The sequence below is a fragment of the Palleronia pelagia genome (assembly GCF_900110115.1).
Taxonomy (GTDB): Bacteria; Pseudomonadota; Alphaproteobacteria; order Rhodobacterales; family Rhodobacteraceae; genus Palleronia; species Palleronia pelagia.
Genome location: NZ_FOCM01000010.1, coordinates 1 through 23762, shown reverse-complemented (window position 1 = coordinate 23762; position 23762 = coordinate 1). Strand labels below are relative to the sequence as shown.

Below are 23762 nucleotides of genomic sequence, written 5' to 3'. Positions count from 1 at the left end.
TCAACAACGCTTTGAATTGCCGGGATCGTCGGAAGATTCGCCGAGTTGATCCCGCGCAGACTTGAACTCGGGCAGGCCGGGAGCCTCCATTGGGACCCTGCACGACCGAAGAAATCTCGGCCCCTGCCGAGCCCGGAGACGCATGTCGGTGTTCGACGCCGCGGACGGCGAAGATGTCTTCGCACCGGTCGTCCGATCCTCGCCCGGTAGCGAAGCGAACTTCGCGGTGCGTGCAGGATGCCCTGTTGTTCTTCTGGAAAATCCCCACCCGACAGCGGGCACGGAACTTGCTTGGAAGCTAGCAGGATGCCCCGAGCAGCGTGGCATCGGAATTCCACAGGAGATGACCATGCACAATATCGACCGCACCCTGACCGATGTCGGCGACGAATTGGAGTACTTTGACGAACTCGAATACGACGACATGGACGAATTCGAAGCGGAATACGAAGCCGCGGACGATGACGAATTCGAACTCGAATACGAGGAAGACTACGAAGACGAGTGGGACGAGCTCGAAGCCGGCGTCTTTGACGAGGACGAAGAATACGAGTTGGCCGCCGAACTGCTGTCCACCTCGACCGACGAAGAACTGGAAATGTTTCTCGGCCGGCTGATCAAGCGCGCCGCCAAGAAAGTGCGCCGGGCCGTAAAATCGCCAGTGGGCCGGGCCCTTCGGCGCGGATTGAGGCGTGTCGCGAAGCGCGTGCTTCCGCATATCGGCCGGGCTGCGGGAACCTTCGTCGGGGGACCGGTCGGCGGTCGCATCGGGAGCCGCCTGGCGCGCGCGGGCGGCAAGGTGTTCGGGCTCGAGCTTGAAGGCCTCAGCGGTGAGGATCGGGAATTCGAGGTCGCACGCCGGGTGGTTCGTCTAGCCGGAAAGGCCGCCCAGAACGCGGCGAGCCAGAGCTCGACCGGTAGCGCCGTCACCGACGCGAAAAAGGCCGTGGCGAAGGCCGCCGCCGTTCATGCGCCAGGCCTCGTCGGCCGCACGCCGATGGCAGGTGCCGTTCACCGGGCAGCCGGTTCGGTCCGCGGTGGCAGCGGCCGCTGGGTCCGCCGCGGCGGCAAGATCGTACTGATCGGTGCCTGACCCAGCCAACATCGGAGAGCGCGCGTCATGGATCCCTCAACCATCGCCTTCCTGCGACACGAAGCCGGCGCGTTGCTGGGCCGTGCGCTCGACATTCGCCCGTTCGTTCTGACGGGGCCCATGCCGCCCGCAGCCAACGTCGATCGAGCCGCACAGGTCGCGACCGAGCGCTATTTCGCAGCAAGCCGCACGGCCCTCATCTCGCGGATCAAGCGGTACGTGGACTGGCTGGGGTCGCGGGAGGCGGCGCGCGCTTCCGCCCGTGAGGGACAGCGCCGATTTTCGGTGCTGCGCCTGCTGTTCAACCGCGTGCTCACCCACCTGGATCTCTACTCGGACGCGCTGTCGCAGCGAGGCGAACGGGATACCGGGGTCCAGCTTGCCGGGCTTGACGTGCTCGCCGCAGACGCGATGGCGCTGCCAGGCTATTTCGAAAGTCCACCGCTGATCTGCTATCTCGACCGCGGCATCGGCGCCGCCATCCGTCGGGCGCGAACGCGCCTTCCGGGCGGCGGAAAAAACCCTTCGGCGATCATACGTGTTCCGCGTGAGCGGATGATCGGGACAGGCGTCGCCTCGTCTCTGGTCCACGAAGTCGGCCATCAGGCCGCGGCGCTTCTGGGGTTGGTCAACAGCCTTCGAACCAGACTTCGCAAACACATCGCCACGCTCACGTCCACCGAAGCGCAGATCTGGCAATGGTTCGAGCGCTGGATTTCCGAGGTGATCGCGGATTTCTGGTCGGTGGCGCGTCTCGGGATCACCTCGACCCTCGGTCTGGTGGGAGTCGTGAGCCTGCCGCGGGCCTTCGTCTTCCGTATCGGAAGCGACGACCCGCACCCGATCCCTTGGATCCGCATCTTCCTCAGCGCCGAGATCGGAGCCCGTCTGTTCCCCGATCCCCAGTGGGACCGCCTCGCCCGCCTTTGGGCAGCGCTCTATCCGGCCCCTCCGACCGACACGCCCGAAGGCCGTCTCCTGAACGATATCCGCGCAAGGCTTCCGGCCTTCGTCGATTTCCTTGTCGGGCATCGCAGCCCTTTGCTGGGTGGGCGCAGCCTCGAACAAGTCATGCGGCCGAGCGCGCGCAATCCAGAGGCGCTGCGCCGTCACGCCCAGAGTTGGCTCGACCGACCGAACCGGGTTCTGAGCGCCCCTCCGGCCTTTGCCGTTGCGGTTCTCGGCCAGGCTCGCATGGACGGCGCCCTATCGCCCGCCGCCGAGCGCCGCGTCCTGCGAAAGCTTCTCGATCACTGGGCGCTTCAGCGCGCGATCCACCCGCCCGGACGCGACGGGGGAACGATCCGGCAGCTTATTCCTGCAACCTGATCATGCAAGAAGGACCATCGACATGGCACAGAAGCCCAAACAGAATACATCTTCTTCCGGGACCGGACTTCCCGGCACACGGGGTCCGGACGATATGGACCCGATCGGCGGCGGGGGGCCCGTCAAGGTCGAGCTGCAGCGGACCGCGCGTGTGCAGACGGCAGACCAATCCCTATGGATGGCCGTCCGGAACCGATCCAAGGCGATTGCCTTCCCACGCTACCACGCATTCATCGACGCCGTTCTGTGTGACGGTGAATTCGGCCCGCCGGATGCCGAGAGGGCCGGAGGGATCGGCGCTCCGACGGTGCAGGACCGGCGCTCCAGCCTCACGAACCGCAAGACGATCCTCGGCACCGACAGCTACAAGCTCCTGCGCCAAGCCACCGAGGCGTTCCTGATCGTGGAATGCGGCTTGTTCATCAAGGACGGTGAAATCTTCAACGAGAATAGCCCCTTCGCTCATTTCGACGCGTTGCGCGATGTGAATGGAGAGGCCGGGCGGCTGGAGGTCAGTGAAGACACGGTCCGCAGCCTGATGGACGCGCTCGAAGACTACGTCGATGCTCCGAACACATATCTGCGACGGATCGCGACGGCGATCGCGGGGACGCAGAGCCTGGGCGACGACAGCGAGGTTCTCCCGTACTGCGATGGCATTCTGCGCCACCGTCTGACCAATCCCTGCATGATCGAACTGATCTGGTCCTACTGGCACGAGCAGGGGATGCTGGTGCAGTCCATGAACGCGATCCTGAAGCGTTTCCAGAACAAGCGGAACGGTCCCGACGATCCGCTGCTGAACTTCGAGCTCGATCCGCTGCGGGGCCTCAACAACCTGCTTTGGGGGTTCCTCCAGGATGAATCCAACCGTCTCAGCGTTTCGCGCCGTGCCTACGAGTACGACCATCACTACGGACTGACGCTGATCGGCAAGACGGTCGAACATTTCACGCCGGCCGACAGCCGCGTCCGCTTCATCGAAGCGTTCCACACGCTGCTCTATCGCGCGATGATGTTCTATCGCGAGGACGACGACACCACGGTCATCGCGGATGGGTTTGCCCTGCTGAATGCCCTGCGCGAAGTTCACATCATCCTCGGCGAAGGCGCGCATAACCAGTACGGCGACCTGCCCTGGCAGGCCCGCAAGGAGATGCTGATCACCCAGTGGCTGCTCTCTCGACCGGAGATCCGTGAGTTCATCCGCGGCCGCCACATGGTCCCGTATCAGGAAAGCTGGATGGGTCCGGTCGACGACATGAAGCGGCTACAGGGTTGGACCGACGTCAGCGTTACCCATTTCCACGAACTGGGCGAGTTCGGCGAGCAGATCCTGCTGTCGGTGCGCTTCGGCAACTGGATGCTGATCAACGACCAGAACTCCGCCAAGAACTGGGCGCGCGATTTCAGGCCCGAGATCCAACGCTACATCCACGCCTATGCCTCGGTCACCGGAGTCGATCTCTCGATCGATCTCACGGACAGCCGAGGCGCCGAGGCGCGGATCAGGCAACCGTCCGAACTGATGGCTGCCCGGTCGCGGACTTTGCCCCGTACCAGTCGCGCGAGCCACGCCCTGCCGCGTCCCCGCGGCACCGCGATGCGCTCGGGACCGAACAAACCGCGCCTGCCGGTCAGAAGGTGAGGGCGGTGGTGTGGTCTCGATCGACTTCACCTCGGCGCTCTATCTCGACATGGAGCATCCGTTCGCCTCGCTGCGACAATGGCCGCGCCTGACGACCGGCCGTCCCGCCGCGCTCCGGCCCTTGCCGGACGTGGCAGGGCTGGAGCGTTCCGCGGCGCGGCTGGCAGGAGCCGAGGCGGCGGCCCTCTACCCGTCGAGCCTGCACGCGATGGTGGACGTTCTGGTTACCATGCGGCACGGCGACCTGACGGTGGACGGGGCTGCCTACCCCATCGGGCGGCGGGCCGCCCTGGGCAAAGAAACGCAGCGTTTCTGTCATGCCTGCCCGTCCTCGCTGCATCGCCTACTCGCCTCCAGATCTGAGCGTCCCGTGGCCGCAATTCTGCTCGACGGGTTCTGCACAGGCTGCAACCGGCCGGCGCCGCTCGGGCAGATCCTCTCCATCGCCGCCGCGCATGACGTGGAGGTTATCGTCGATGACACGCAAGGCTTTGGCCTCCTGGGTCCACATGGCGGCGGCACCATTGCGCGGCTGGACCGCTGGCCGGACAATCTGACCGCCGTGGCCTCCACCGCGAAGGCCTTCGGCGTTCCGGCCGCTCTCGCGTTCGGCCCGAAGCGGCGGATCGCCCACCTGCGGGAATGTGGTGCGCTGAGGCAGCACGCCTCTCCGGTCTCCGCGGCCGATACGGCTGCCCTGAACCACGGCTTCGAGTTGAACGGCAGGCACGGCGCCTGTCGGCGCGCGCGGCTCTGGCGACTGGTGGCACAATTCCGATCGCTGCTCGCACGCGACGGCATCTCGACTGTCGGCATGCCTTTCCCGGTCGTCACGATTCCAATCGCCGAACCGGTCGTGCTGCTTCACGTCCAGGCACGCCTCGCGCGGCTCGGGATCACGGCCCTTGCCCGCCGCTTGTGCCGGCCGGGCCGTCTTGGCCTCAGCTTCATTCTAACCGCGTCTCACGACGCCGCAACGGTCGCGCGTGCGGCTCTCGCCCTCAACCGCATTCTGGAGGACCAAGATGACCTACAGCCTCGACACGCTTTTGCCTGACCACGAGATCGACACCGATGCCGACGCGGAGTTCGAGGCGATGCTGCGCCCGCGCCGCGCCCGGCGCCGCCCTGCCAGACTGCGAGGCCGCGTCCGGCGTCGACCGCGTCGCGGACCCGTTCGGCCAGCCCTCGGGGGCGCGCGTCGGCACCCGGCAACGCGGCCTCCGCGTCGATTGCGGCGCCTGCGTCTTCGTCCGCGCCCCCGCGGCGCGCGGCCACATGTATGTCCCGCACATGGTGAAGAGTTCATGCGCTGGGTACAAAGCTCGCTGAACTTGATCGACGGGACCGCGCTGCCCACCACGGGACGCGCAACACCTGCCACGCGCCGGGCGCTCAGGAGGTTCCAAGCCTCGGCCGGGCTGATCGTGGATGGGATCGCGGGACCGGAAACCGAGCGGGAGCTTGTTGCCGCCCGAGCCAGGGACGGCGCCGCACAATCGTCGAAGGAGCTGGATTCCGCCTTTCGCCGTGAGGAAGAGGAAGAGATGTTTCTGGGTCGCTTTTGGCCCCTCTTCGGTCCCAAGATCATCGACCGCACCGACAAGGCTCTGAAATCCAAGCGCAAGGGCACGCGAGACCTGTCGACGGTCTACGCGCTGGTCCTGCATCAGACCGCTTTCAGTCGCGGCAACGATATCGAGAAGTACAACAAGGTCGGGACACACTATGTCATCCTGCCGGATGGGACCATTCTGCAGAACCATCCCGATTCCGCGTATCTCTGGGCCTCGAACGGGTTCAACAGAGGCAGCGTCGCCGTCGAGTTCGTCGGCAACTTCCCGAACACCGACGGCAAATGGTGGAAGGGAGACAAGTTCGGCCGCCACATTCCAACTGCCGAGCAGATCGCGAGCGGACGTGCCCTGGTCCGCCACCTGATCAGGACAATCGAACTCACCCACGTTCTGGCGCATCGCCAGTCGAGCCGTACACGCGCCAATGACCCCGGTCCCGACATCTGGAAGGGCGTCGGCCAGTGGGCGGTCGACACGCTCGGGCTGAAGGACGGAGGTCCCGGTTTCAAGGTCGGGACAGGCCAGCCGATCCCGGACAGCTGGCGGATCTGGAGCCGTTGAGCGTCCGCCGAGACAGAAGGAGACAGATCGATGAACGAGATTCCCCCGACACGAAAGCGAGTGGACCATGGAGCCGGTTGCCATTGCGCCGCGTGCACCGCCCGAAGAGGTCGGCACAGGAACGGGGCGTGTGGCTGTGCGTCTTGTCGCGGCTCGACCGATAGGGCCGCTGGTGAACTCCACCTGGAGGTGACCCCCGCAACGCCGGAGATCCCGAGTTGCGATCCGGCGCGGCATGTCTTCCGGAAGATGAACGTCATCCGGTGGAACAGCCGCCGGACGCCGTGCCGGCGCAACATTCCGTCGGGCACCGACCTCGGTATCCTGACCCGTGCGCGCACCCGGATTCCGCTCCGCAACGCGCAATGGTTGATCAAGGAGGCCAAGTCGCGACAGCCGGACAAGAGCCAATGGGTTCACCGGGTGCCCCGCAGCTATCTCGACAGCCTCGTCGATCTGACCGTCGAACTCTTCATTCAACAAAAGCCGGGCATGTCCGTCGACGACATCAAGTCCACCTTCAAGGCGTATCTCGAAAACCGGCACACGACAGAGCTCGGGACGAGCTGTGACAGCGGCTTCTTCCTGTTCTACATCGGGTCGGGCAGCGCAGCGGGCAAGTCGCTGATCGAGCGCAACTTCGAGCTTGCGCGGTTTGGCGTCGACCTTGATCGGCTCTTCCAGCGCGCGAACGTCACTCCATCCGCGACCAGAACCTGCTCCGGGCGACCGGACGAACTGCCCGCCCGGTTCTTCCTTCTGGCCTACGTGACGCTTCCCGACGCGATAGACGCCAAGCTGCGCGATCCGCTTCCGAGACCGAAACCAGCTACTCCATCTGTCCGTACGAGGACGATCCAGGTGCTTGAGGACCTCAGGAAACTTCCCAAAAGCGCGCGCCGCGACCATACGATCTGCCTGGTGGAGAAACTGCGCAAGCGCGACACGGACAGCCGCTATGTCATCGAGCAATGGGCCAACGCCTATGCGAACATGGCATCCGGCGGCGCTCCACCGCCCTGGCACAAAACTGAAGATGCCCGCGCGGAATTCAGAACCCTCGTGCGGCTGATCAAGTCGCGCAATGGGTTCCGGGATCGGATTCTGGGACTCAACGACGATGTATTCGCCGGTCTCATGCGGGTGAACCGGGAGTATCAGCTCACCGGTTCAGCAGCTCCGTCGAATACCGCGAGACGGATGCGCGACTGGATCTTCGACCAGCAGCACAATCCGAAATCGATCTATTCGTGCTACAATGACTAGTGGGACTCCGATCCCGATTGCTGTGCCTGGCGCAATTGTAGCGCACGCGGTGTGACAGACAGCAGCTTCGCGGCGGCCGAAACGTTTCCGTCGCATCGCGAAAGCGCCAGGCGCACGGCCGCATCGGTCGCCTCGCGGGCGATATCCTTGAGGCTCATATGCGCCGCAAGCGCCCCGTCTGCCGCGCGGGCGAATTCACATGCCTCGGGCGCCTCCGTCGCGCAATCATGGGTCGGCCTGAGTTCGGCTGGAACCATCCCCGGTGTTACCGGGCCGGCACCGGGATACCTCAACGCGAGGCGCTGGACGATTTGCTGCAACTCGCGAACGTTGCCGGGATATTCCCGTTCCGTGAGCAACGTCGCGACGGACGGCTCGATTTCCACGGCGCCTTCTTCTCCCAGACATGCCGCCAGAAAGTGTCGCGCGAGTGGAAGGACATCGCCGCGCCGATCGCGGAGCGGTGGCAGACGGATCGTGCAGCCGGCGATCCGGTGATAGAGGTCGGCGCGGAAGCTGCCATCCGCCACCTCCTGCGCGAGGTCGCGGTTTGTCGCGCAGACCAGCCGAAAATCAGACTGCACCCATTCGTTGCTGCCGACGCGTTTGAAGCGCTTTTCCTGGATTGCGCGCAGGAGCTGAACCTGGAGCAGCCGATCGAGCTCGCCGATCTCGTCGAGGAACAAGACTCCCCTGTTGGCGAGCGCGAAAGCACCCCGCCGCATACCGACGGCGCCGGTGAACGCCCCCCGATCGTGCCCGAAGAGCTCGCTCCCCGACAGCTCGGGATTGAGCGTGGTACAATCCACGGTGATGAGATCCCCCCCGGACCTGTCGCCGGACAAGCTTTTGACGAAGCGTGCGCAGAGCTCCTTTCCGGTGCCGCTTTCTCCCGTCAGAAGTATGGGCAGCGTGCCGAACAGCGCCGCCTCCGCCACGCGCCGGAGAGCGTCCGTCCAGACGCCGCTGCTCCCGACGAGATTGCGGGTAACGCGTTCGGATTTCAGGACTGCGTCGAGCTGAGTCATCCTCTCCAGCCGCATCTTGATCCGACGGCAGAGGTCGGCGGCAAGGTCGGCGCTCGGCCCCTTGGCGTGCCAGATGTCGGTCAGACCCGCTTGAAGAAAGCGCCAATCCGCGGAGCCGTCCTCTGCTGCCCGTCCGGCCGCGATCCCCAGGATCTGCCGCCGACCTTCCCGGCAAACATCTTGTACCGCAGTCAGGCTGCCTGGGTCGTCAGGGTCAAACACCAGAAGAGCGGCACTGTCCTCGACGGGCTCGGACAGCACGTCCAAGCTGAGCCCGCAGAGAGGCGCCTCTGCGAGCAACCGTTTGAGCATCGCTTCCGGCTCGCGACCGATAGCCTTGGCCCAAATCGCGCGTGCCATGACCGAAGCCCCCCGGCTCTCAAGTTCAACACGACGTGCTCCCAACCCTCTTCACGAATTAATCGCCGGCCTGTGCCGTGCGTACAAGCTCAACGGGCACTGGACCCTCGAGCGTCCATGCCCTCACCCCAAAGGACACGATAGCGTTCCGCCGTTTGCTGGCTCCGCTCTCCGCGGTGCGGCCGCGATCCCGAGCATGTGGCGATACTTCGCGACAGTCCGCCTGGCGATCGTGACCCGACTGTCGACGAGCGCCCGGGCGATTTCTCCGTCGGTGAGGGGGCGGTGCCGCGATTCCGACGCCACCAGCTTGCGCATCTGGATCAGAACGGCGTCCTGGGATAGTCCGTCGTGTCCATCGCCCGGCGCCCCCGGGCAGAATAGCGACTTCAGGGGAAGACGACCGCGGGGAACGTCAAGCGTTCGATCCCGAACCGCCCGGCTGACTGTACTTGCATGGAGGGAAAGACGGTTGGCGACATCGGCTTGCCTGACCGGCTTGCGCGGAGCCGTGGCATCGGCGACGAAATCGGACTGAAGCTCGACCAGGACGCTCGCGACCCTCACCGAGGTCTCGCGACGAAGTGCCATCGCATCGACGACACTCCGGGCTTCGGCCAGGAGCGTGGCATCCGCGTCCGGTCCGGCCTCTATCGACAGGCTGGGCGTCTCTTCCTCGTTCGATTCAACCCTCCATCCTGTCCCGTCACGCCGCACGATCAGATCGCATTGCGCAGGCGGCAAGGGCGTCACATCGAATTGCAGGCCGGGCTTGGGATCGAGCCGTCGGAGCTGTCCGAGCAGCGTCGTCAGGTCGTCCAGGGAACAGTCGCATTTCTCCGCCAGCTCCTCGAGCCGCCCTTCGGCCACGAGAGACAGATTTCCCAGAAGCGCTGAGAGGTCCCACGTCAGTTCCCCGTTTCGCTCCAGTTGCAGGCGCAGACACTCCGACAACGACCGTGCAAACATGCCTGCCGGTGCGATATCCTGGACGCGTTTCAGTGTCGTCTGGACGCTTGTGATCGAGGCACCCGTTCGCTTCGCGATGCGCTCCAATGGTTCGGTCATCCATCCGGTCGGCTCCAGGCCCTCGAGAAGCGCCATGACGATCTTTCGTTCGGGCAGGTCGAAGCGTTCCAGCGACAGGCGTTCCAGAACCGACTGGTGCATGCTCTGATTTCGCTCGGCGATGGGGTATTCCGGCAGCGAGCCATATGCTCGGCGACGACGTCGCAAGTACGGGTTCGCGGCGACCAGATCGCTCAGAAAGGCGTCGAGGGTTGCACCGGTGAGCGACAGTATTCTGACGGACGTCTTCATCGCATGCGACATTGCGAGCGCCTGCCTTTGGCTGCACGCAAGTCGGGTTCGAGGCGTCCGCATCATGTCCCCACACACGCTGCAACACGGCGGGCAGCGCGCCTAAGTTGAATTGCCCTATGTCTAGTCTACCATGAAGCAGCCGATTCGGGCCAGAAGCGGAGGATCACGCGGATTGATCGGCCGCTGGCGCAGCTTGAAAAGCTGTTAAGACGCGGCTCGGTCGTTAACGAGCGGCCGCATGCTGGTCCACCGAATTGGATCATCTCTCGCGGACCGCGGCGGGGACGATACCTTGGTCTGTCGCGTCGACACGATCCGCAATTGAACTTCTTATGTCGAGAAGCCCACGCTTTCGGATTCGCCGAGGCCGCGGTTCCAGCACCTCGCAGAATCCGCCAGAGCGGGCTCGAACGAGACCGTCGCCACTAGTCGTATGAAGGTCGGCCAAGGGGCGAGATCGACACCGCGACTGTAGGGACGGCGACCTTCTACGATTTACCACGTGACGGTTTGGAGCCTCCAGGCTGCCGCCTGGTTGGGCCGGCCTTGTTCAGGGTCTTTTTTGAACCTTTGCTCGTAGCAACCGCTGCCGCGCGGGCCCGGTTCTTCTTGCTGCTCGGCTTGCCCTTGGGCGGGGGCGAACCCTTGGGTTTGCGCTTTGGTTCGGCGGCAACACGCGGCTCTGCGGGAGCGCGGTCGACTGCGTCCTTGAGGCCATCGCTAGTCCGGAACGCGCGCGTTCGATCGGGCTTCGTCGCCTGAGCAGGCTCCTGCCTGGCCGACGAAGACGCCTCGGGGCGATGCGGTTTGGCACCGGCGGCCCTGCGCCCGACCGTGTTGCGCGCGAGCCCCGATCCCTTGGTCGCGAGGTCTGGTGGCGAAGCCAGTTGGCTGAGCTGCGCGCCTTTCTCCAGCACCATGCTCTCACCGACGCTCGCCAGGAGAGTCGCGACGGCTTCGTTACGGATCTGCACGAAGCTCTGGTCCTTCTGAACCCGAATTGCGCCGATGTCGTCTTTCGTCAGGCCACCTGCCTTGCAGAGCATCGGCAATAGACGGCGCGGCTCGGCGCCCGCGTCGCGACCGCCCGACACGGAAAACCACGTCGCCGGGCCGAATTCCTTGACGGGGTCCGGCTTGGTCCCCGGCTCGGCCAGTTCCTCGGGCGGGGCACGCAGGGTGTGCAGCAGGCGCAGGTAACCGGTGGCGATCTGCTCGGGCGTGAAGGCATCGAGAAGCCGCTTCGCGCTCTCCTGCTCGTCCTCGGTCGCCGGCTCCTGCCACGCCGGATCCGAGAACAGCCGCTCTTCATCCATCGCGCGGATTTCGGCGGCGGACGGAGCGCTGCCCCACTCGGCCCTGACCTTGGCCCAGCCCAGCAGGCGTTCGGCCTTCTTGCGTGTGCGCGGCGTCACGATCAGCGCGCTCACGCCCTTGCGCCCGGCCCGGCCGGTGCGCCCCGACCGGTGCAGCAGGGTTTCCTGGTTGGAGGGAAGCTCGGCATGCACGACGAGATCGAGCCGGGGCAGGTCGATGCCGCGCGCCGCCACGTCGGTCGCGACGCAGACCTGCGCGCGCCCGTCGCGCATGGACTGCAAGGCGTGGCTGCGTTCGGTCTGCGACAGCTCGCCCGAAAGCGCCACCGCGTTGAACCCGCGGTTCGACAGCCGAGCCGCGAGGCGGTTGACCATGGCGCGCGTGTTGGCAAAGACCAGCGCATTGGGGGCTTCGTGATAGCGCAGGGTATTGATCACGGCGTTGTCGACATCGCGGTCGGTCACCATCATCGCCTGATACTCGATGTCGTCGTGCTGCGGCGTTTCGGACTTTGCGACGATCCGTTCGGCGTCGTTCTGGTAGCCTTTCGCAAGAGCGGCGATCGCCGGCGGAACGGTGGCCGAGAACAGCAGGGTCTGCCGTTCGGGGGGCAACGCGTCCAGGATGAATTCCAGCTCCTCGCGGAACCCGAGGTCGAGCATCTCGTCGGCCTCGTCGAGGACAACGGCGCGCACGTCGGAGAGGTCGATGGAGCCGCGGGTGATGTGGTCGCGCAGCCGTCCCGGGGTGGCGGCCACGATATGCGCCCCGCGTTCCAGCGCGCGGCGTTCGTCGCGCATGTCCATGCCGCCCACGCAGGAGGCCAGGACCGCCCCCGCCTTGGCGTAGAGCCAGCCGAGTTCCCGTTTGACCTGCAGGGCCAGCTCACGCGTCGGGGCGATAACTACGGCAAGAGGTTTGGCGCCCGGCGCAAAAGAATGATCATCCCCCAGAAGCGTGGGCGCGATGGCAAGGCCGAAGCCCAGCGTCTTGCCTGAGCCGGTTTGCGCCGAAACCAGCAGGTCACGGCCTTTCAAGGCGGGGTCGAGCACCAATGTCTGAACGGGTGTCAATTTGGAATAGCCACGGTCATCGACGGCCGCGCGAAGTGCAGGGTGCATGGGGGGTTACTCTCGGGAACTGCTCGGGGCTATCCGGGCCGGCGAGCGGGCAGGTTTCGCGCCGGCGAGGGCGCACAGTTAGGCGCCTCTAGAGCAATAGCGAACGTTTGTATAGGTTCGAGGTCGGGCAGGCGCACTCTTTGGCGCCTTACCGGGGGCGCGATGATCAGACGGGCTTCTGCCCGTTATGCCGCGGCACCGGAAAAGGGGAGTTTGTGCCTCAGCGACATCGCTGTCGAACTTACCACCCGCGGCATACAGACGCCGCGGTGGACCATGGCACGTTTCGACGGTCAGCAATCTGCTGGCGAGGTTGATGGCATAGCGGCTCAGCGCAGCCTGGGTGTCTGGTGGCTCCAAACCCGATGCCCGGAGGCATCCACTGGTCGTGCCTGGGAAGAAGATTGACTCAAGGGGTTTGCGTGCGGAATACTCCTAATAGTTGATTTTATATAAGGATTTACCACCATGTGGCGTTCCGCTTGCGTTACCGCATGTGCAGCAATCAGCCTTCCGGCGGTCTGCCTTGCGCAGGAAGCTCCTGCCAACGGACTTCAAAAGCTGATGTATTACAGGAGCTTCCTCCAGGACTCACAGGACTGCGCGGTGACCGTGGAGAGCGGACGTCCAAGCTTTTCGGAAGCCGTCTCCGGTTCGGCGGCTGCAACCTGCCCGGACGCATTTGCGTGGGTTCAGTTCTTGGAGGCAATTGCCGGGCTGAATGCAGGAACCGCCGAGCCCGTTCCGTTCTGGAATTGGGGCGTGGACCAGACGGTGTGGATGAACGAACCGTTGCCCCTGTGCACCGAAGCGAACCAGACCGATTGCTGCGATCCGAACGCGCAAATCGATCCTTCCGGGCCAATGCCGGAACACTGTCCTGTCTTCCGAGGCGACTATTACGATCCCGGTCCGCTTCCTGCACAACCCCACGGCGCGCCGAGCGGCAACACCCTGAGCCATTCCGGCCTGCGTCTGGCGGACGAGATCGATCCGGGTCGGCTTTTGCGGGACATGGAGCTGGAATGGGTTTTCCGCAACAAGCCCTTTGTCGATTACACCTACCGCAACGACCTGTACAACAAGGAGGGTCTGGGCGCGCGGAACCAAGCCCAGAACGACGCCCTGTCGTCAGGGGATATCGCCCGCGCCCACGCTCTTGAGGTCCGATATCCGACCGACGCCGTGATTGTGAAGGTCGACCTTCTTCATCAGGACGTGATGCTGGCAACTGGCCTGATCCAAGGCGAAGACGCGGATGGAAATCCCGTGGAACCCCCCAATAACCCCGAGTTTCCGTACCTCACCGTCGACGTGCAAAATCCCGCCGAGGGCAGCGTAAATGGTCTCTACTACGTGCTGGCCATGACCAATGCTTCCAAGGATCTGCCAATTTGGCACTGGTACGCGATCGAGCACGTCGCCAACCTCGGGCGGTGCGATTACATCGGGTGCAACGACAGCTTCGGATACGCGGCAGGTACCGAATCCGAGAGCGGGGCTGTTTTCGGCAGCACGTATATTCCGCCAATGACGGTTCTGAACAACAATCTGGCAACGCAACCGGATGAGCCTGATCCGAACTCCCCGCTGTTCGTTACGGGGAAGGTCTACCTTCCGGAAATGACCGGTGAGTCGATGACCCCCGAATTGGAGGCGCTGTTCGACGCCCTCGACATCGGGACAGCGGAGGCGGACGCGAATCCAGACGTCCTTGCCCCGCAGGATCCAGCCTGGCGAAACTACCGCCTCAAGGGGACACAGACGACGTTTGTCACCCCTACGGGCATTCCGACCGGGACCGGGGCAACGATCACGGAAGGCGGGTTCGTCAATTCGGCATCCTGCACGAGCTGCCACTCGCAAGCATCGGTGGATGAAACAGGAAATTCGGGGATGCAAGGCGTCGGGTCCGACTGGACTCCAAACCTGCTCGGCTTCGACAGGATCGTCATGGGGGCGCCTTCGATGGCCTGGTTCTATTCCAACGGCGGGCCAAGCGTGGAGGCAACCCAGGTGGATTTCATTTGGGGTATCCTGGGGGCCCAGTGCGTCGAGAAGGTTATCACCGAGGTTGGCGGTAAGGAAACGGTTGTCCCGAGTTGCAAGAGTTATCCGACGTCGCCCACGATCATTTCGGCCGAATGAAACCTCGAACGCGGTTTCCACGACCGGCAGCATCTGTCTCGACGAGTTGAGCATCGACGACGTGAACAGCGTCGTCGACCGGTTTAGGCTGCTGCGCGTCATGGCCGGAGCGAGAGGCGCTCGCGACCTTTGCGAGAACGAACTTCCGGACATATCAGGTCGTCGAAGAGCTTGACCGGAGCGCCCGGCTTTTGGGACAGCCGAGGCGCATTCGGGGCGACAGCCGTCCGGGGTTCGCCGACCGCTCGCAGAGCGCAAAGGGCCTGATCGGGGCGCGACGAGGTCAGACCGCGCTCCAGGCGATTGCCGCGACGCCTACGAGCAGCAGGGCGCCGCCCGAAACCGCGTTGAGCCGCCGTGCCTGCCCGGCGACGACGAGCATTCGTGACATGGCAAGATAGGGCGCGAGGGCGGCCAGCGAGGAGATTACGACAGCCGTTCCAGAGAAGAACAGCAATCCTAGCGGCTCATGCGTCAGGCTGGCCTTCAAGAGACCGGGAAAGATGGAGACGAAGAAGACCAGCGCCAACGGGTTTGCCAACCCGACCCAAATCCCGTGGAGGAACAGGCGGATGTGGCTCCCTTTCGACTCGATGGGTGTGGTGTCTCCGTCGGCCGACGTAGTGAGCACCTTCCACCCGCACCATACGAGGAAAGCGCCGCTGGCCACCTGAAGGCACAGCATCACCTCGCTGTCGATCTCGCGCGCCGTGATGATGAGACCGAGCGCGATCGCGGTCCAGACCGCCTCGGCGACCAGGATACCTGCGACGGCGGCCACTCCGCCTGGCATGCCTGATCGCGCCGTGGCCGCGCCAACAAGGGCCATGTTCTGACCGGGGGCGAGGTAGGCGGCGAAGTTGGCAGTTGCCAGCGCAATCCAGATTTCAGGGGTCATGTCATCCTCCGGTTCCTTCCGGACGGAGTGACACGAACATCAGTGCGGCGATGTGAACCTGTTCACAACCAAGCGCGCCTCGGCCACCGACTGGCCCTGCGATACCAGAACATCGACTTGCCGCAGCTTCGCGACGATCTCTTCGTGATTATGCGCTTCGCCGGGGTATCGCCCCACTGGATCGATTCCTGATCCGGCTTCGATCCGGGGTATTCCTTCGTCCTTCATCCGGCGCGAAAGCCAACTTCAGGGATGACCACATTTCAGGGGCAGGCCAACTCGTTCACTGACATTGCTCAATTATTGGCAGGATGATTGCCAAAATGGTTGGAAAATCAGCTGGGAAAAACTCAAAATCTCGGTGGCTCCGAGAATTTTCCATTGGTATTAAAGATTTATGGGTCGATGGCTGCCGCCACGGTGCGAATTCTGGCGGAGGGGGCGCGACCGGGATCGAACGTTCTCTAACGTACAAGACATTGAAATCACCAAACCAAGTTGCTCCGAAATGGCTCTCCGCTGTGACGTTCAGAGCCCTATCCAGTACCGCTCGCAGTCATGGGCCCATTCACATTCGTGTCGTGGACCCAACTCTCGGCGCGGTGGATCACGGCGAAATCGAGCGGCCCCAGGCGGAGGCCCTGCTTCTCGCGGCACGGGCGCGCACCTGCAATCTCGATCAGCTCGTCGCCCGGCTCCACCGGAAACCAGCGCTTGTCCATCGAAACGTTAATCACGAAGGTCATGCAGCGCTCATCGTCGTAGCGATCATAGGCGATCACCGGCGCGACGTCGGATTCGTAGACCCGCTCGCGCCCGGTGCGCAGCAGCGGTTCCTCTTTCCGCCACGCGAGCAGCGCCCGGGTGAAGTTCAGGACCGAGTCCGGATCCTTCTCCTGGGTGGTGACGGCATGGTCGCGGTGGTCGTCGGGCACGGGCAGCCAGGCCTCCTCGGCGTCGGTAAACCCCGCCTGCTTGCCGGATTTCTTCCACGGGATCGGCGTGCGCACGCCGTCGCGCCCCTCGAAATCGGGCCAGAAGGCCTTCGCCCAGGGGTCCTGCAGATCCTCGTATTCCAGCTCGGGCTGCGGCAGGCCCAGCTCCTCGCCCTGGAAGATGATCCCGCCACCCAGCAGCGTGGACTGCATGAACAGCAGCAGCTTGGCCGCCTGGTCGTGACAGCCTTCCCTCTCGGCGAAAAGCGTCAGGTTGGACACCGCGCGCACCGAGTCGTGGTTGGTGAACACGTTCATCATCCAGCCCGAGGCCATGAACTCGACCCGCACGCGCAGGATGTCGCGCCAGTCGTCCAGGGACTTGGCGGCGTTGATGAGGTCGAAATCATAGACCGCGTGCAGCCGCTGATCCTGAAGCGTGTACTTGACCGCGAAGCGCGAGCTGTCCACGTCCGCAAGCTCGCCGATCAGCACCCGCTCGGGTTCGTATTCGCGCACCGCCCCGCGGAACGCCTCGAGCACCTTGGCGGATTGCGGGACGTCGCGGTCGAACAGGTGCAACTGCTTGCGGAACGGATTGTTCGGCCCGCCGCCCACCATGATGTTCTGCTCGCCCGTGGGCGACGGCGGGTTCGACCGCAAAGCGGGGTCGCAGCACAGGCATTGCACGGCATCCAGGCGGAACCCGTCCACCCCGCGGTCCATCCAGAAGCGGAAGATGTCCAGCACAGCCTCGAGCGCCTCGGGGTTCTGCAGGTTCAGCGCGGGCTGACAGGTCAGGAAGGGATGGTAGTAATACTGCGACCGCCGAGGGTCCCATTGCCAGGCCGAGCCGCCAAAGCTGCTCAGCCAGTTGTTCGGCGGGCCGCCATCCTCGGCCCCGTCGGCCCAGATGTACCAATCGGCCTTCTCGTTCTCGCGGTCCTGCCGGCTTTCCTTGAACCAGGGATGCTGGTCCGAGGTATGGCACGGCACCAGGTCGATCAGCAGCTTCATGCCTTTCTCGTGGACCTTCTCGGTCAGCTCGTGGAAGTCGCCCATCGAGCCGTAGAGCGGATCGACATTCGAGAAATCGCTGATGTCGTACCCGAAATCGACCTGCGGCGACGGATAGAAGGGCGACAGCCACAGTCCGTCCACGCCCAGGCTGGCGATATGGTCCAGCTTCTCGATGACGCCCTGCAGGTCGCCGATGCCGTCGCCGTCGCTGTCGCGGAACGAACGGATGTAGACCTCGTAGAACATCGCCCCGCGCCACCATTCCTGCGCGTCCCGCGACCGGTCACGGCGCGGGCGGTGCAGCATCGCCTCGGCGACGAGGGCCTCGCGTCCGGTATTCTTCATCCCGCGCCTCCCGTGCTGGCGAAGAAGGCGCCATGCGCCGGCAGGCGGACCAGGTCGCCCTCGCGCGGGGCGCCGAAGCCGTGGCCCTCCAGCGCGGCGCCGCAGCGAGTCTCGGGCATCTCGATCACGGCTTCGTCGGCGCCGAGGTTGAACAGGCAGGTCAGGGTTTCGCCCCCGTGTTCGCGGGTCAGCCCCAACACCGGCTGCGGCAGATCCAGGAATGCCATGCCGCCATGCGCAGTGCCGGCTGTTCTCGCCGCCAGTTCAGGAAACGGCTCATCTGGTTCAGCGTCGAGCCCGGCAGCGTCTTCTGCCGGTCCACGGCGCGGTCCAGGTGCTCGGGCGGAACCGGCAGCCAGGGTTCGGTCTTCGAGAAGCCGCCGTGAGGTTCGCCGCCCTCCCAGGGCATGGGCGTGCGCGCGCCGTCCCGGCCCTGGAAGGACGGATAGAATTCGCGCCCGTAGGGATCGACGATGCGGTCATAGGGCACGTGCGCCTGGGCCAGGCCCAGCTCGGACCCCTGGTAGATGCAGCACGCGCCGCGAAGACAGGTCAGCGCGGCCAGGATCACCGTCACCGCCTCGGGGCAATCCTCTTTGCCAAGGCGGGTGACGGCGCGGTGAAAGTCGTGGTTGTCCAGCGCCCAGCAGGGCCAGCCGTCCCGCGTCTCGTGTCCCAGCGCCGCGGCGGTGTCGCGGATCAGCCCGGCGTCGATCTCGTCGGCGCCGAGGAACCAGTAACCGTAGGCCAGCTGCAACCGGTCCGGCGCGGTGTATTCGCGATGCAGCCGCGCGCCGTCGCCCTCGTGCAACTCGCCCAGAAGCACGCGATCCTCGTAGGCGTCACTGAGCGCGCGCAGCCGTTCGAGAAAGGCCAGGTTCTCGGGCTGGGCGATGTCGCGCGTGTGGCGCTGCATCGAGTAGGGGTTGAAGCGGAAATGGGCACCGGGGTTGACCTCGGGGTTGTCGGGATTGTCGCGCAGGTCGCTGTCGTGGAAATAGAACGCGCAGACATCCAGCCGGAACCCGTCGACGCCCATGTCCAGCCAGAAACGGCAGACGTCCAGCACGGCGTCCTGCACCTCGGGATTGTGGTAATTCAGGTCGGGCTGCTCGCGCAGGAAATTGTGCAGGTAGTACTGGCCGCGGCGCGGCTCCCATTGCCAGGATGAGCCGCCGAAGACCGACAGCCAGTTGTTCGGGACCGTGCCGTCCTTCTTCGGGTCGGCCCAGACGTACCAATCGGCCTTGGCGTTCTCGCGCCCCTCGCGGCTTTCCAGGAACCAGGGGTGCTGGTTCGACGTGTGCGACAGCACCTGGTCCATGATGATCTTCAGGCCCAGTTCGTGGGCCCGGTCCAGAAGCGCCTGGAAATCCTCGAGCGTGCCGAAAAGCGGATCGACGGCCCGGTAGTCGGAAACGTCGTAGCCGAAATCGAGCATGGGCGAACGCACGAAAGGCGAGATCCAGACGGCATCCGCGCCCAGCTCGGCGATATGGGGCAGTTTCTCGCTTATGCCCTTCAGGTCGCCCACGCCATTGCCCGTCGTGTCGAGGTAACTGCGCGGGTAAATCTGGTAGATCGCGGCGCCTTGCCACCAATTTGGCTCTTGCGTCTCGGTCATGCCGGTCCTCCGTTGCTGTCGCATGGAAAACGGGAGCCTAGCGGGACAGTTCCCAATTCTGCTTTGATCCGCGAAGTGGCCTACCCCTCAAAGATGGTCCTCCCTCAAGTAGGGTTTCGAGCCAGATGGAGGGCAGAAGAATGCCCCAGAAGAAGGATAAGCCCGAAGAGATCGTCGCGAAGCTCCGGCAAGTCGACGTGTTAGTGTCGCAGGAAGGTGCTGTCAGACGAATGCGAACTGGTCTCTGCTTGGACAGAGATGCAGCCCTCTAATCCACAGCAAGACGGCGCCACTCAGCGAGCGCGGCGGTGCGGCGCAGCTTGAAACGATGTCGGCTTGAAAAGCTGCGTTCAACAGATCCTCGACGTTACAAAGCGAAAGCGGGAACCGGATGTAAAGCATCACCGCCAGGCGGATGATCTCGAGGGTAAGGTCACCTTGCCTGCCTGCCATCGGACGTCGTCTCGCCCCAGTGTCCTCTGCCATCGACCTGCAACTCTCCCCGCGTCCGCGGCAGGGCCCGCGGATACGCATCGCGCAGCCATTCGAGCATCTTTTCACGAACCTCGCAGCGAAGGTCCCATACCCGCGGCGAGGTGCGCGCAGTCATCAGGGCGCGGATCTTGACGCTTTTCTCGCCGGTCTCGACGACTTGCAGGTTGGCGACATCGTGGTCCCAGAGGCTGCTTTCTTCCAGGAACTCGTTCAGCTTTTCGCGCATCCGCTGCACCGGCACCGTGTAGTCGAGGTTCCAGGTCACGGCCCCGATCACCTGCGCGCTTTCCCGGGTCCAGTTCTGGAAGGGCTGCTCGATGAAATAGGACAGCGGCACGACCATGCGGCGCCTGTCCCAGACCCTCACTACGACGAAGGTGGCGAAGATCTCCTCGACCCAGCCCCATTCGCTCTCGACGATCACCACATCCTCGAGGCGGATCGGCTGCGTGATCGCGATCTGGATGCCGGCGATCAGATTGGTCAGGACCGGGCGCGCCGCGAGACCCAGGACCAGTCCGGCCGCGCCGGCGGATGCGAAAAGGCTGACACCGTATTCCTGAACCCCCTCGAAGGTCAGCAGCGCGGCGCCCGCGGTCACAAGGACGATGATGATATTCGTTGTCCGCTTCAACAGGCGCAACTGGGTCACATGCTTGCGCGCCCCGAGGTTGTCGTCGACGTCGAGGTTGAAGCGGCGCGTGGACCGGTCTGCGAAATGATTGGTCAGCACGATCAGCAGCCAACCGACCAGGACGATCAGTAGGACCAGCGCCGCGTGTTCGATCACGTCTTCCACTTGCCGGTCCAGGTTGGTGCGCGGCACGGTAAAGATCAGCGAGGCCAGGACGAAGGCGACGCTGAGCGGCCGGCGGGCCCGCCGCAAAAGCGAGCGTGTCATGCCGAACCGCTTCTCGATGCGCGCCAGCAGCACCCGGTACAACAGCGCGTGTAGCAATAGTGCCGCGCAGGCCGCGAGCGACAGGACGATCAGGGCGCTGACACCGTCGGTCAGATGCGGGGCCCACTGCTCCGGCAAGGCAGATGTCAAAGTATCGCTGAGGTCGAAATCCATCGAAATGCTCCTGCAAAACCGCTGGCCCCTGACCGGCTCATCGCGACGGGCGGGTGCGCAACGGACGGTCTTGACGCGGGCGATGAACCCGCCGCCCGCGTGAACCTCCCGGCCGCAGGCCGGGCATCACGCGTCGGCGCGGCACTCGTTTACCAGAACCACCAGATCATCCCGCCCATGCAAAGGATCAGGAGGACCGAAAGCAGCGTCCGGTCCAGGTAGATCGGGCTTTCCAGGCGGAACAATTCTTCCCGGGCCTCGCCGGAGTTCCAGACCAGGTCCGTGGTGCTTTCTTCCGTCGACTGGCGCGTGGCCGCTGAAATCCCCAGGTGAAGCCCGATCGCGATCAGCATCATGATGGACGACATCACCGTGTAGTGGATCTCGGGCAGCCCGAGATTGGACCAGATCTCGTAAACCTCTTTCGTGATGAAGATCGGGATCCCGACGACTAGCCCGAACAGGATTGTCCAGAACGCGCCGTTCCCGTTGAGCCACGGAACGAAGATGCCCAGCACGTAGACCACCACGATCGGGGGGATGATGTAGGACAGCGACGACTGGAAATAGGAGAACAGCGACTCGAACCCGGAAATCATGGGCGCGTATATGGCGCCGATGACCATGCAGATACCGGTTACGACCTTGCCGATCTTCACGTAGGTCTGTTCATCCAGGTCGGGCTTCAGCGGCTTGACGAAATCCAGCGTCACGAGCGTGCCCGCGGAATTGAGCGCGGAGTCGAGCGACGACATGATTGCCGCGATGAGCGCGGCCATGATCAACCCGCGTATCCCGATCGGCATCAGCTCGAATGCAAGGGTCGGGAAGGCCAAGTCGGGCGTCGACAGGTCGGGGTATAGCTTCAGTGCGATCAGTCCCGGCAGGATCATCAGGAACAGGTTGGGGATCTTCAGAAAGCCCGCGAAAAGCGCGCCGATCTGCCCTTCGCGCAGCGTTTTCGCACCGAGCGTCCGCTGCACCACGAACTGGTTGATCGTCCAGTAATAGAACCCGAGCAGGATCACGCCCCACAGTCCTGTCCACGGCAGAAAATCGTTCGAGGCCGGAAGGATAAGGTGCGTCTTGCTGTCGTCGACGCCGGTGAACAGCTCTTCCCAGCCGCCCACCTCGTCCAGACCGATCCAGAACAGCGCCGCGGCCCCCACGATCAGCAGGATCGCCTGGACCGTGTCGGTGACCACGACTGCAGAAAGACCGCCCAGGATGGTATAGATCCCTGCCACCAGGGCCAAGACCGCGACGGCGGTCCACAAGTTCAGGTAATCGGTCACGTTGGCGATCACCAGCCCGCCCGCATAGAGCGCGCCGGCCGTGTCGATGAACATGATGGCGAGGATCGTGAACAACGAGAACGCCCGGCGAGAACGGACATCGTATCGCTTTTCCAGGAATTCCGGGACCGTCGAGACCTTTGCCTTCAGGTAAGACGGCAGGATGAAGATCGCGAAGATGATTAGGACAAAGGCCGCGGTCCATTCGTAATTGAAGATAACGACCCCGTTGCCATAGGCGCCGCCCATCAATCCGACGAAGCTGGAGCCCGACATGTTGGACGCGAAAAGCGAGAAGCCGATCAGGTACCACGGGATCGTTCGTCCGGCGAGGAAATAGCCATCGGAATCCGATCCCTTGTTCTTGCGGGAAATATAGATGCCGTGCGCGACGACGCCGACGAAGTAGAGGACGACGATCGCGTAATCCAACCAACTGAGAGTGAAATTGGCTTCTTGCATGCTGACCTATCGCAGACTTTCATCATTCAATGGGTCACCAACACAGCCTTGCAGGCGAGGTTCCGATGCGCGCGGGCCCCGGCAATGCCCGCAGCGAGCTGAAAAGGCCTTAGTCATTGGGCTTGAAGGGTTTTTTTAATCCACGTGGGCACGCAATTCGCATCGAAATCGATGCAGGCCGCCCGAGACTGGGGCGCGGCGCCGACGGATCCTGCCGTCGGCGCCGCCAGATTGGTGCAGATCACGTACCCATAGGGGTCAGGAGCGGGCTGCGGAGTCGTCCCGGCGCACGACCGGCTCGCCCGCCGCAGCCGGAGCGTTCAGCGTTCCCTCCGGGGCATAGCGCCGGGCGAAGTCCATGCCGAAGGCGACCCAGTCGGATGGGGTGAAAGCGGCCCAGTCCGACCAGTCCCAGTTTTCGAGGGCATCGACCGGCGCCCTGCCCGCACCGTAGGAAATCACCCGCTGGCCCTCGTCGAACGCATCGAGCGTCTGCTCCCACACGTCCTGCGGCCAGAGCAGCCGCAGCGCGCGCCGCGACGGGTCGTATTCCGCCGTGAACAGCGTGCCGAACCCGCCCGCGTGGTTGGTCTGGTAGAGCGGCGCGTCGAGGAAGCGATCCGCCAGCGCAGCGGGCGCGATGTCGCCCGAGATCAGCAGCTCGACGTGATCGCGACGCTCGATGGTCCGCGTAAAGGCCGGGCGATCCGCCGGATCGGTCCCGTGCTGGTGGTTGGTGGCGATAGCGGGCCCCATCTCGCGCAGACCGCCGCCGGGGTAAAGCTCCACCGACGATACCCGCCCCGAGGCGTCCGCCAGAACGAGGTTGTAGGCCATGTGCG

At 64.2% G+C, this 23762-nt stretch carries 17 protein-coding genes and 1 pseudogene; 7 read left to right on the top strand and 11 right to left on the bottom strand.

The features are described from left to right. Window positions 1-142 precede the first annotated feature (142 nt). The 6 genes from BMX96_RS16970 to BMX96_RS16945 all read left to right on the top strand — a co-directional run bounded on the left by BMX96_RS16970 (window position 143) and on the right by BMX96_RS16945 (window position 7474). Complete coding sequence (locus BMX96_RS16970) at window positions 143-1093, top strand: hypothetical protein (protein WP_139210135.1); 951 nt, start codon at window positions 143-145, stop codon at window positions 1091-1093. A 120-nt stretch (window positions 1094-1213) separates the two neighbouring features. Further along, window positions 1214-2422 (top strand): hypothetical protein, encoded by a 1209-nt coding sequence (locus BMX96_RS16965; RefSeq protein WP_139210134.1) that lies wholly within the window; start codon window positions 1214-1216, stop codon window positions 2420-2422. A gap of 22 nt (window positions 2423-2444) precedes the next feature. Beyond that, window positions 2445-4070, top strand: coding sequence for a hypothetical protein (locus BMX96_RS16960; RefSeq protein WP_139210133.1), 1626 nt, complete (start codon window positions 2445-2447; stop codon window positions 4068-4070). Window positions 4071-4080: 10 nt separating this feature from the next. Then, entirely contained in the window at window positions 4081-5127 is a 1047-nt protein-coding gene (locus tag BMX96_RS16955; protein ID WP_091846565.1) for an aminotransferase class I/II-fold pyridoxal phosphate-dependent enzyme, read from the top strand. A gap of 250 nt (window positions 5128-5377) precedes the next feature. Further along, window positions 5378-6208, top strand: coding sequence for a peptidoglycan recognition protein family protein (locus tag BMX96_RS16950; protein ID WP_214606867.1), 831 nt, complete (start codon window positions 5378-5380; stop codon window positions 6206-6208). Window positions 6209-6397: 189 nt separating this feature from the next. Next, on the top strand, window positions 6398-7474 hold the full coding sequence (locus BMX96_RS16945) for a hypothetical protein (RefSeq protein ID WP_139210132.1): 1077 nt from the start codon (window positions 6398-6400) through the stop codon (window positions 7472-7474). Here the strand turns inward: BMX96_RS16945 and BMX96_RS16940 are convergent. The 3 genes from BMX96_RS16940 to BMX96_RS16930 all read right to left on the bottom strand — a co-directional run bounded on the left by BMX96_RS16940 (window position 7471) and on the right by BMX96_RS16930 (window position 12623). Continuing rightward, window positions 7471-8862, bottom strand: a complete 1392-nt coding sequence (locus tag BMX96_RS16940) for a sigma 54-interacting transcriptional regulator (RefSeq protein WP_091846562.1) — start codon at window positions 8860-8862, stop codon at window positions 7471-7473. The two genes, BMX96_RS16945 and BMX96_RS16940, sit on opposite strands and share 4 nt — an antisense overlap. Before the next feature lie 123 nt (window positions 8863-8985). Beyond that, on the bottom strand, window positions 8986-10245 hold the full coding sequence (locus BMX96_RS16935; protein ID WP_269085890.1) for an RNA polymerase factor sigma-54: 1260 nt from the start codon (window positions 10243-10245) through the stop codon (window positions 8986-8988). Window positions 10246-10673: 428 nt separating this feature from the next. Further along, window positions 10674-12623, bottom strand: coding sequence for a DEAD/DEAH box helicase (locus BMX96_RS16930; protein WP_091846560.1), 1950 nt, complete (start codon window positions 12621-12623; stop codon window positions 10674-10676). A 468-nt stretch (window positions 12624-13091) separates the two neighbouring features. Here BMX96_RS16930 and BMX96_RS16925 point away from each other — a divergent pair, with 468 nt between their 5' ends. Beyond that, on the top strand, window positions 13092-14771 hold the full coding sequence (locus BMX96_RS16925) for a hypothetical protein (RefSeq protein WP_139210131.1): 1680 nt from the start codon (window positions 13092-13094) through the stop codon (window positions 14769-14771). Window positions 14772-15054: 283 nt separating this feature from the next. Here the strand turns inward: BMX96_RS16925 and BMX96_RS16920 are convergent, their stop codons facing one another. The 8 genes and pseudogenes from BMX96_RS16920 to BMX96_RS19705 form a co-directional block, all read right to left on the bottom strand. Next, the gene (locus BMX96_RS16920; RefSeq protein WP_091846558.1) at window positions 15055-15669 is read right to left on the bottom strand and encodes a LysE family translocator; all 615 of its coding nucleotides are present in this window, start codon (window positions 15667-15669) and stop codon (window positions 15055-15057) included. A gap of 39 nt (window positions 15670-15708) precedes the next feature. After that, window positions 15709-15897, bottom strand: a complete 189-nt coding sequence (locus tag BMX96_RS19410) for a hypothetical protein (protein ID WP_139210130.1) — start codon at window positions 15895-15897, stop codon at window positions 15709-15711. Window positions 15898-16205: 308 nt separating this feature from the next. Continuing rightward, window positions 16206-17969: an alpha-amylase family glycosyl hydrolase gene (locus tag BMX96_RS16915; RefSeq protein ID WP_091846557.1), complete on the bottom strand. Its 1764-nt coding sequence runs from the start codon at window positions 17967-17969 to the stop codon at window positions 16206-16208. After that, entirely contained in the window at window positions 17966-18196 is a 231-nt protein-coding gene (locus BMX96_RS19980; RefSeq protein WP_236737116.1) for an alpha-glucosidase C-terminal domain-containing protein, read from the bottom strand. The genes BMX96_RS16915 and BMX96_RS19980 overlap by 4 nt, the downstream gene beginning before the upstream one ends. Next, window positions 18157-19593: an alpha-amylase family glycosyl hydrolase gene (locus tag BMX96_RS16910; RefSeq protein ID WP_236737115.1), complete on the bottom strand. Its 1437-nt coding sequence runs from the start codon at window positions 19591-19593 to the stop codon at window positions 18157-18159. The genes BMX96_RS19980 and BMX96_RS16910 overlap by 40 nt, the downstream gene beginning before the upstream one ends. Window positions 19594-20026: 433 nt before the next feature. Beyond that, a complete protein-coding gene (locus BMX96_RS16900) occupies window positions 20027-21163 on the bottom strand; it encodes a mechanosensitive ion channel family protein (protein WP_091846555.1) in 1137 nt (378 codons plus the stop codon). Window positions 21164-21312: 149 nt separating this feature from the next. Continuing rightward, the gene (locus tag BMX96_RS16895; protein WP_236737114.1) at window positions 21313-22890 is read right to left on the bottom strand and encodes a sodium:solute symporter; all 1578 of its coding nucleotides are present in this window, start codon (window positions 22888-22890) and stop codon (window positions 21313-21315) included. Between the two features lie 288 nt (window positions 22891-23178). Next, a pseudogene (locus BMX96_RS19705) lies at window positions 23179-23762 on the bottom strand (C45 family autoproteolytic acyltransferase/hydolase); the annotation flags it as partial.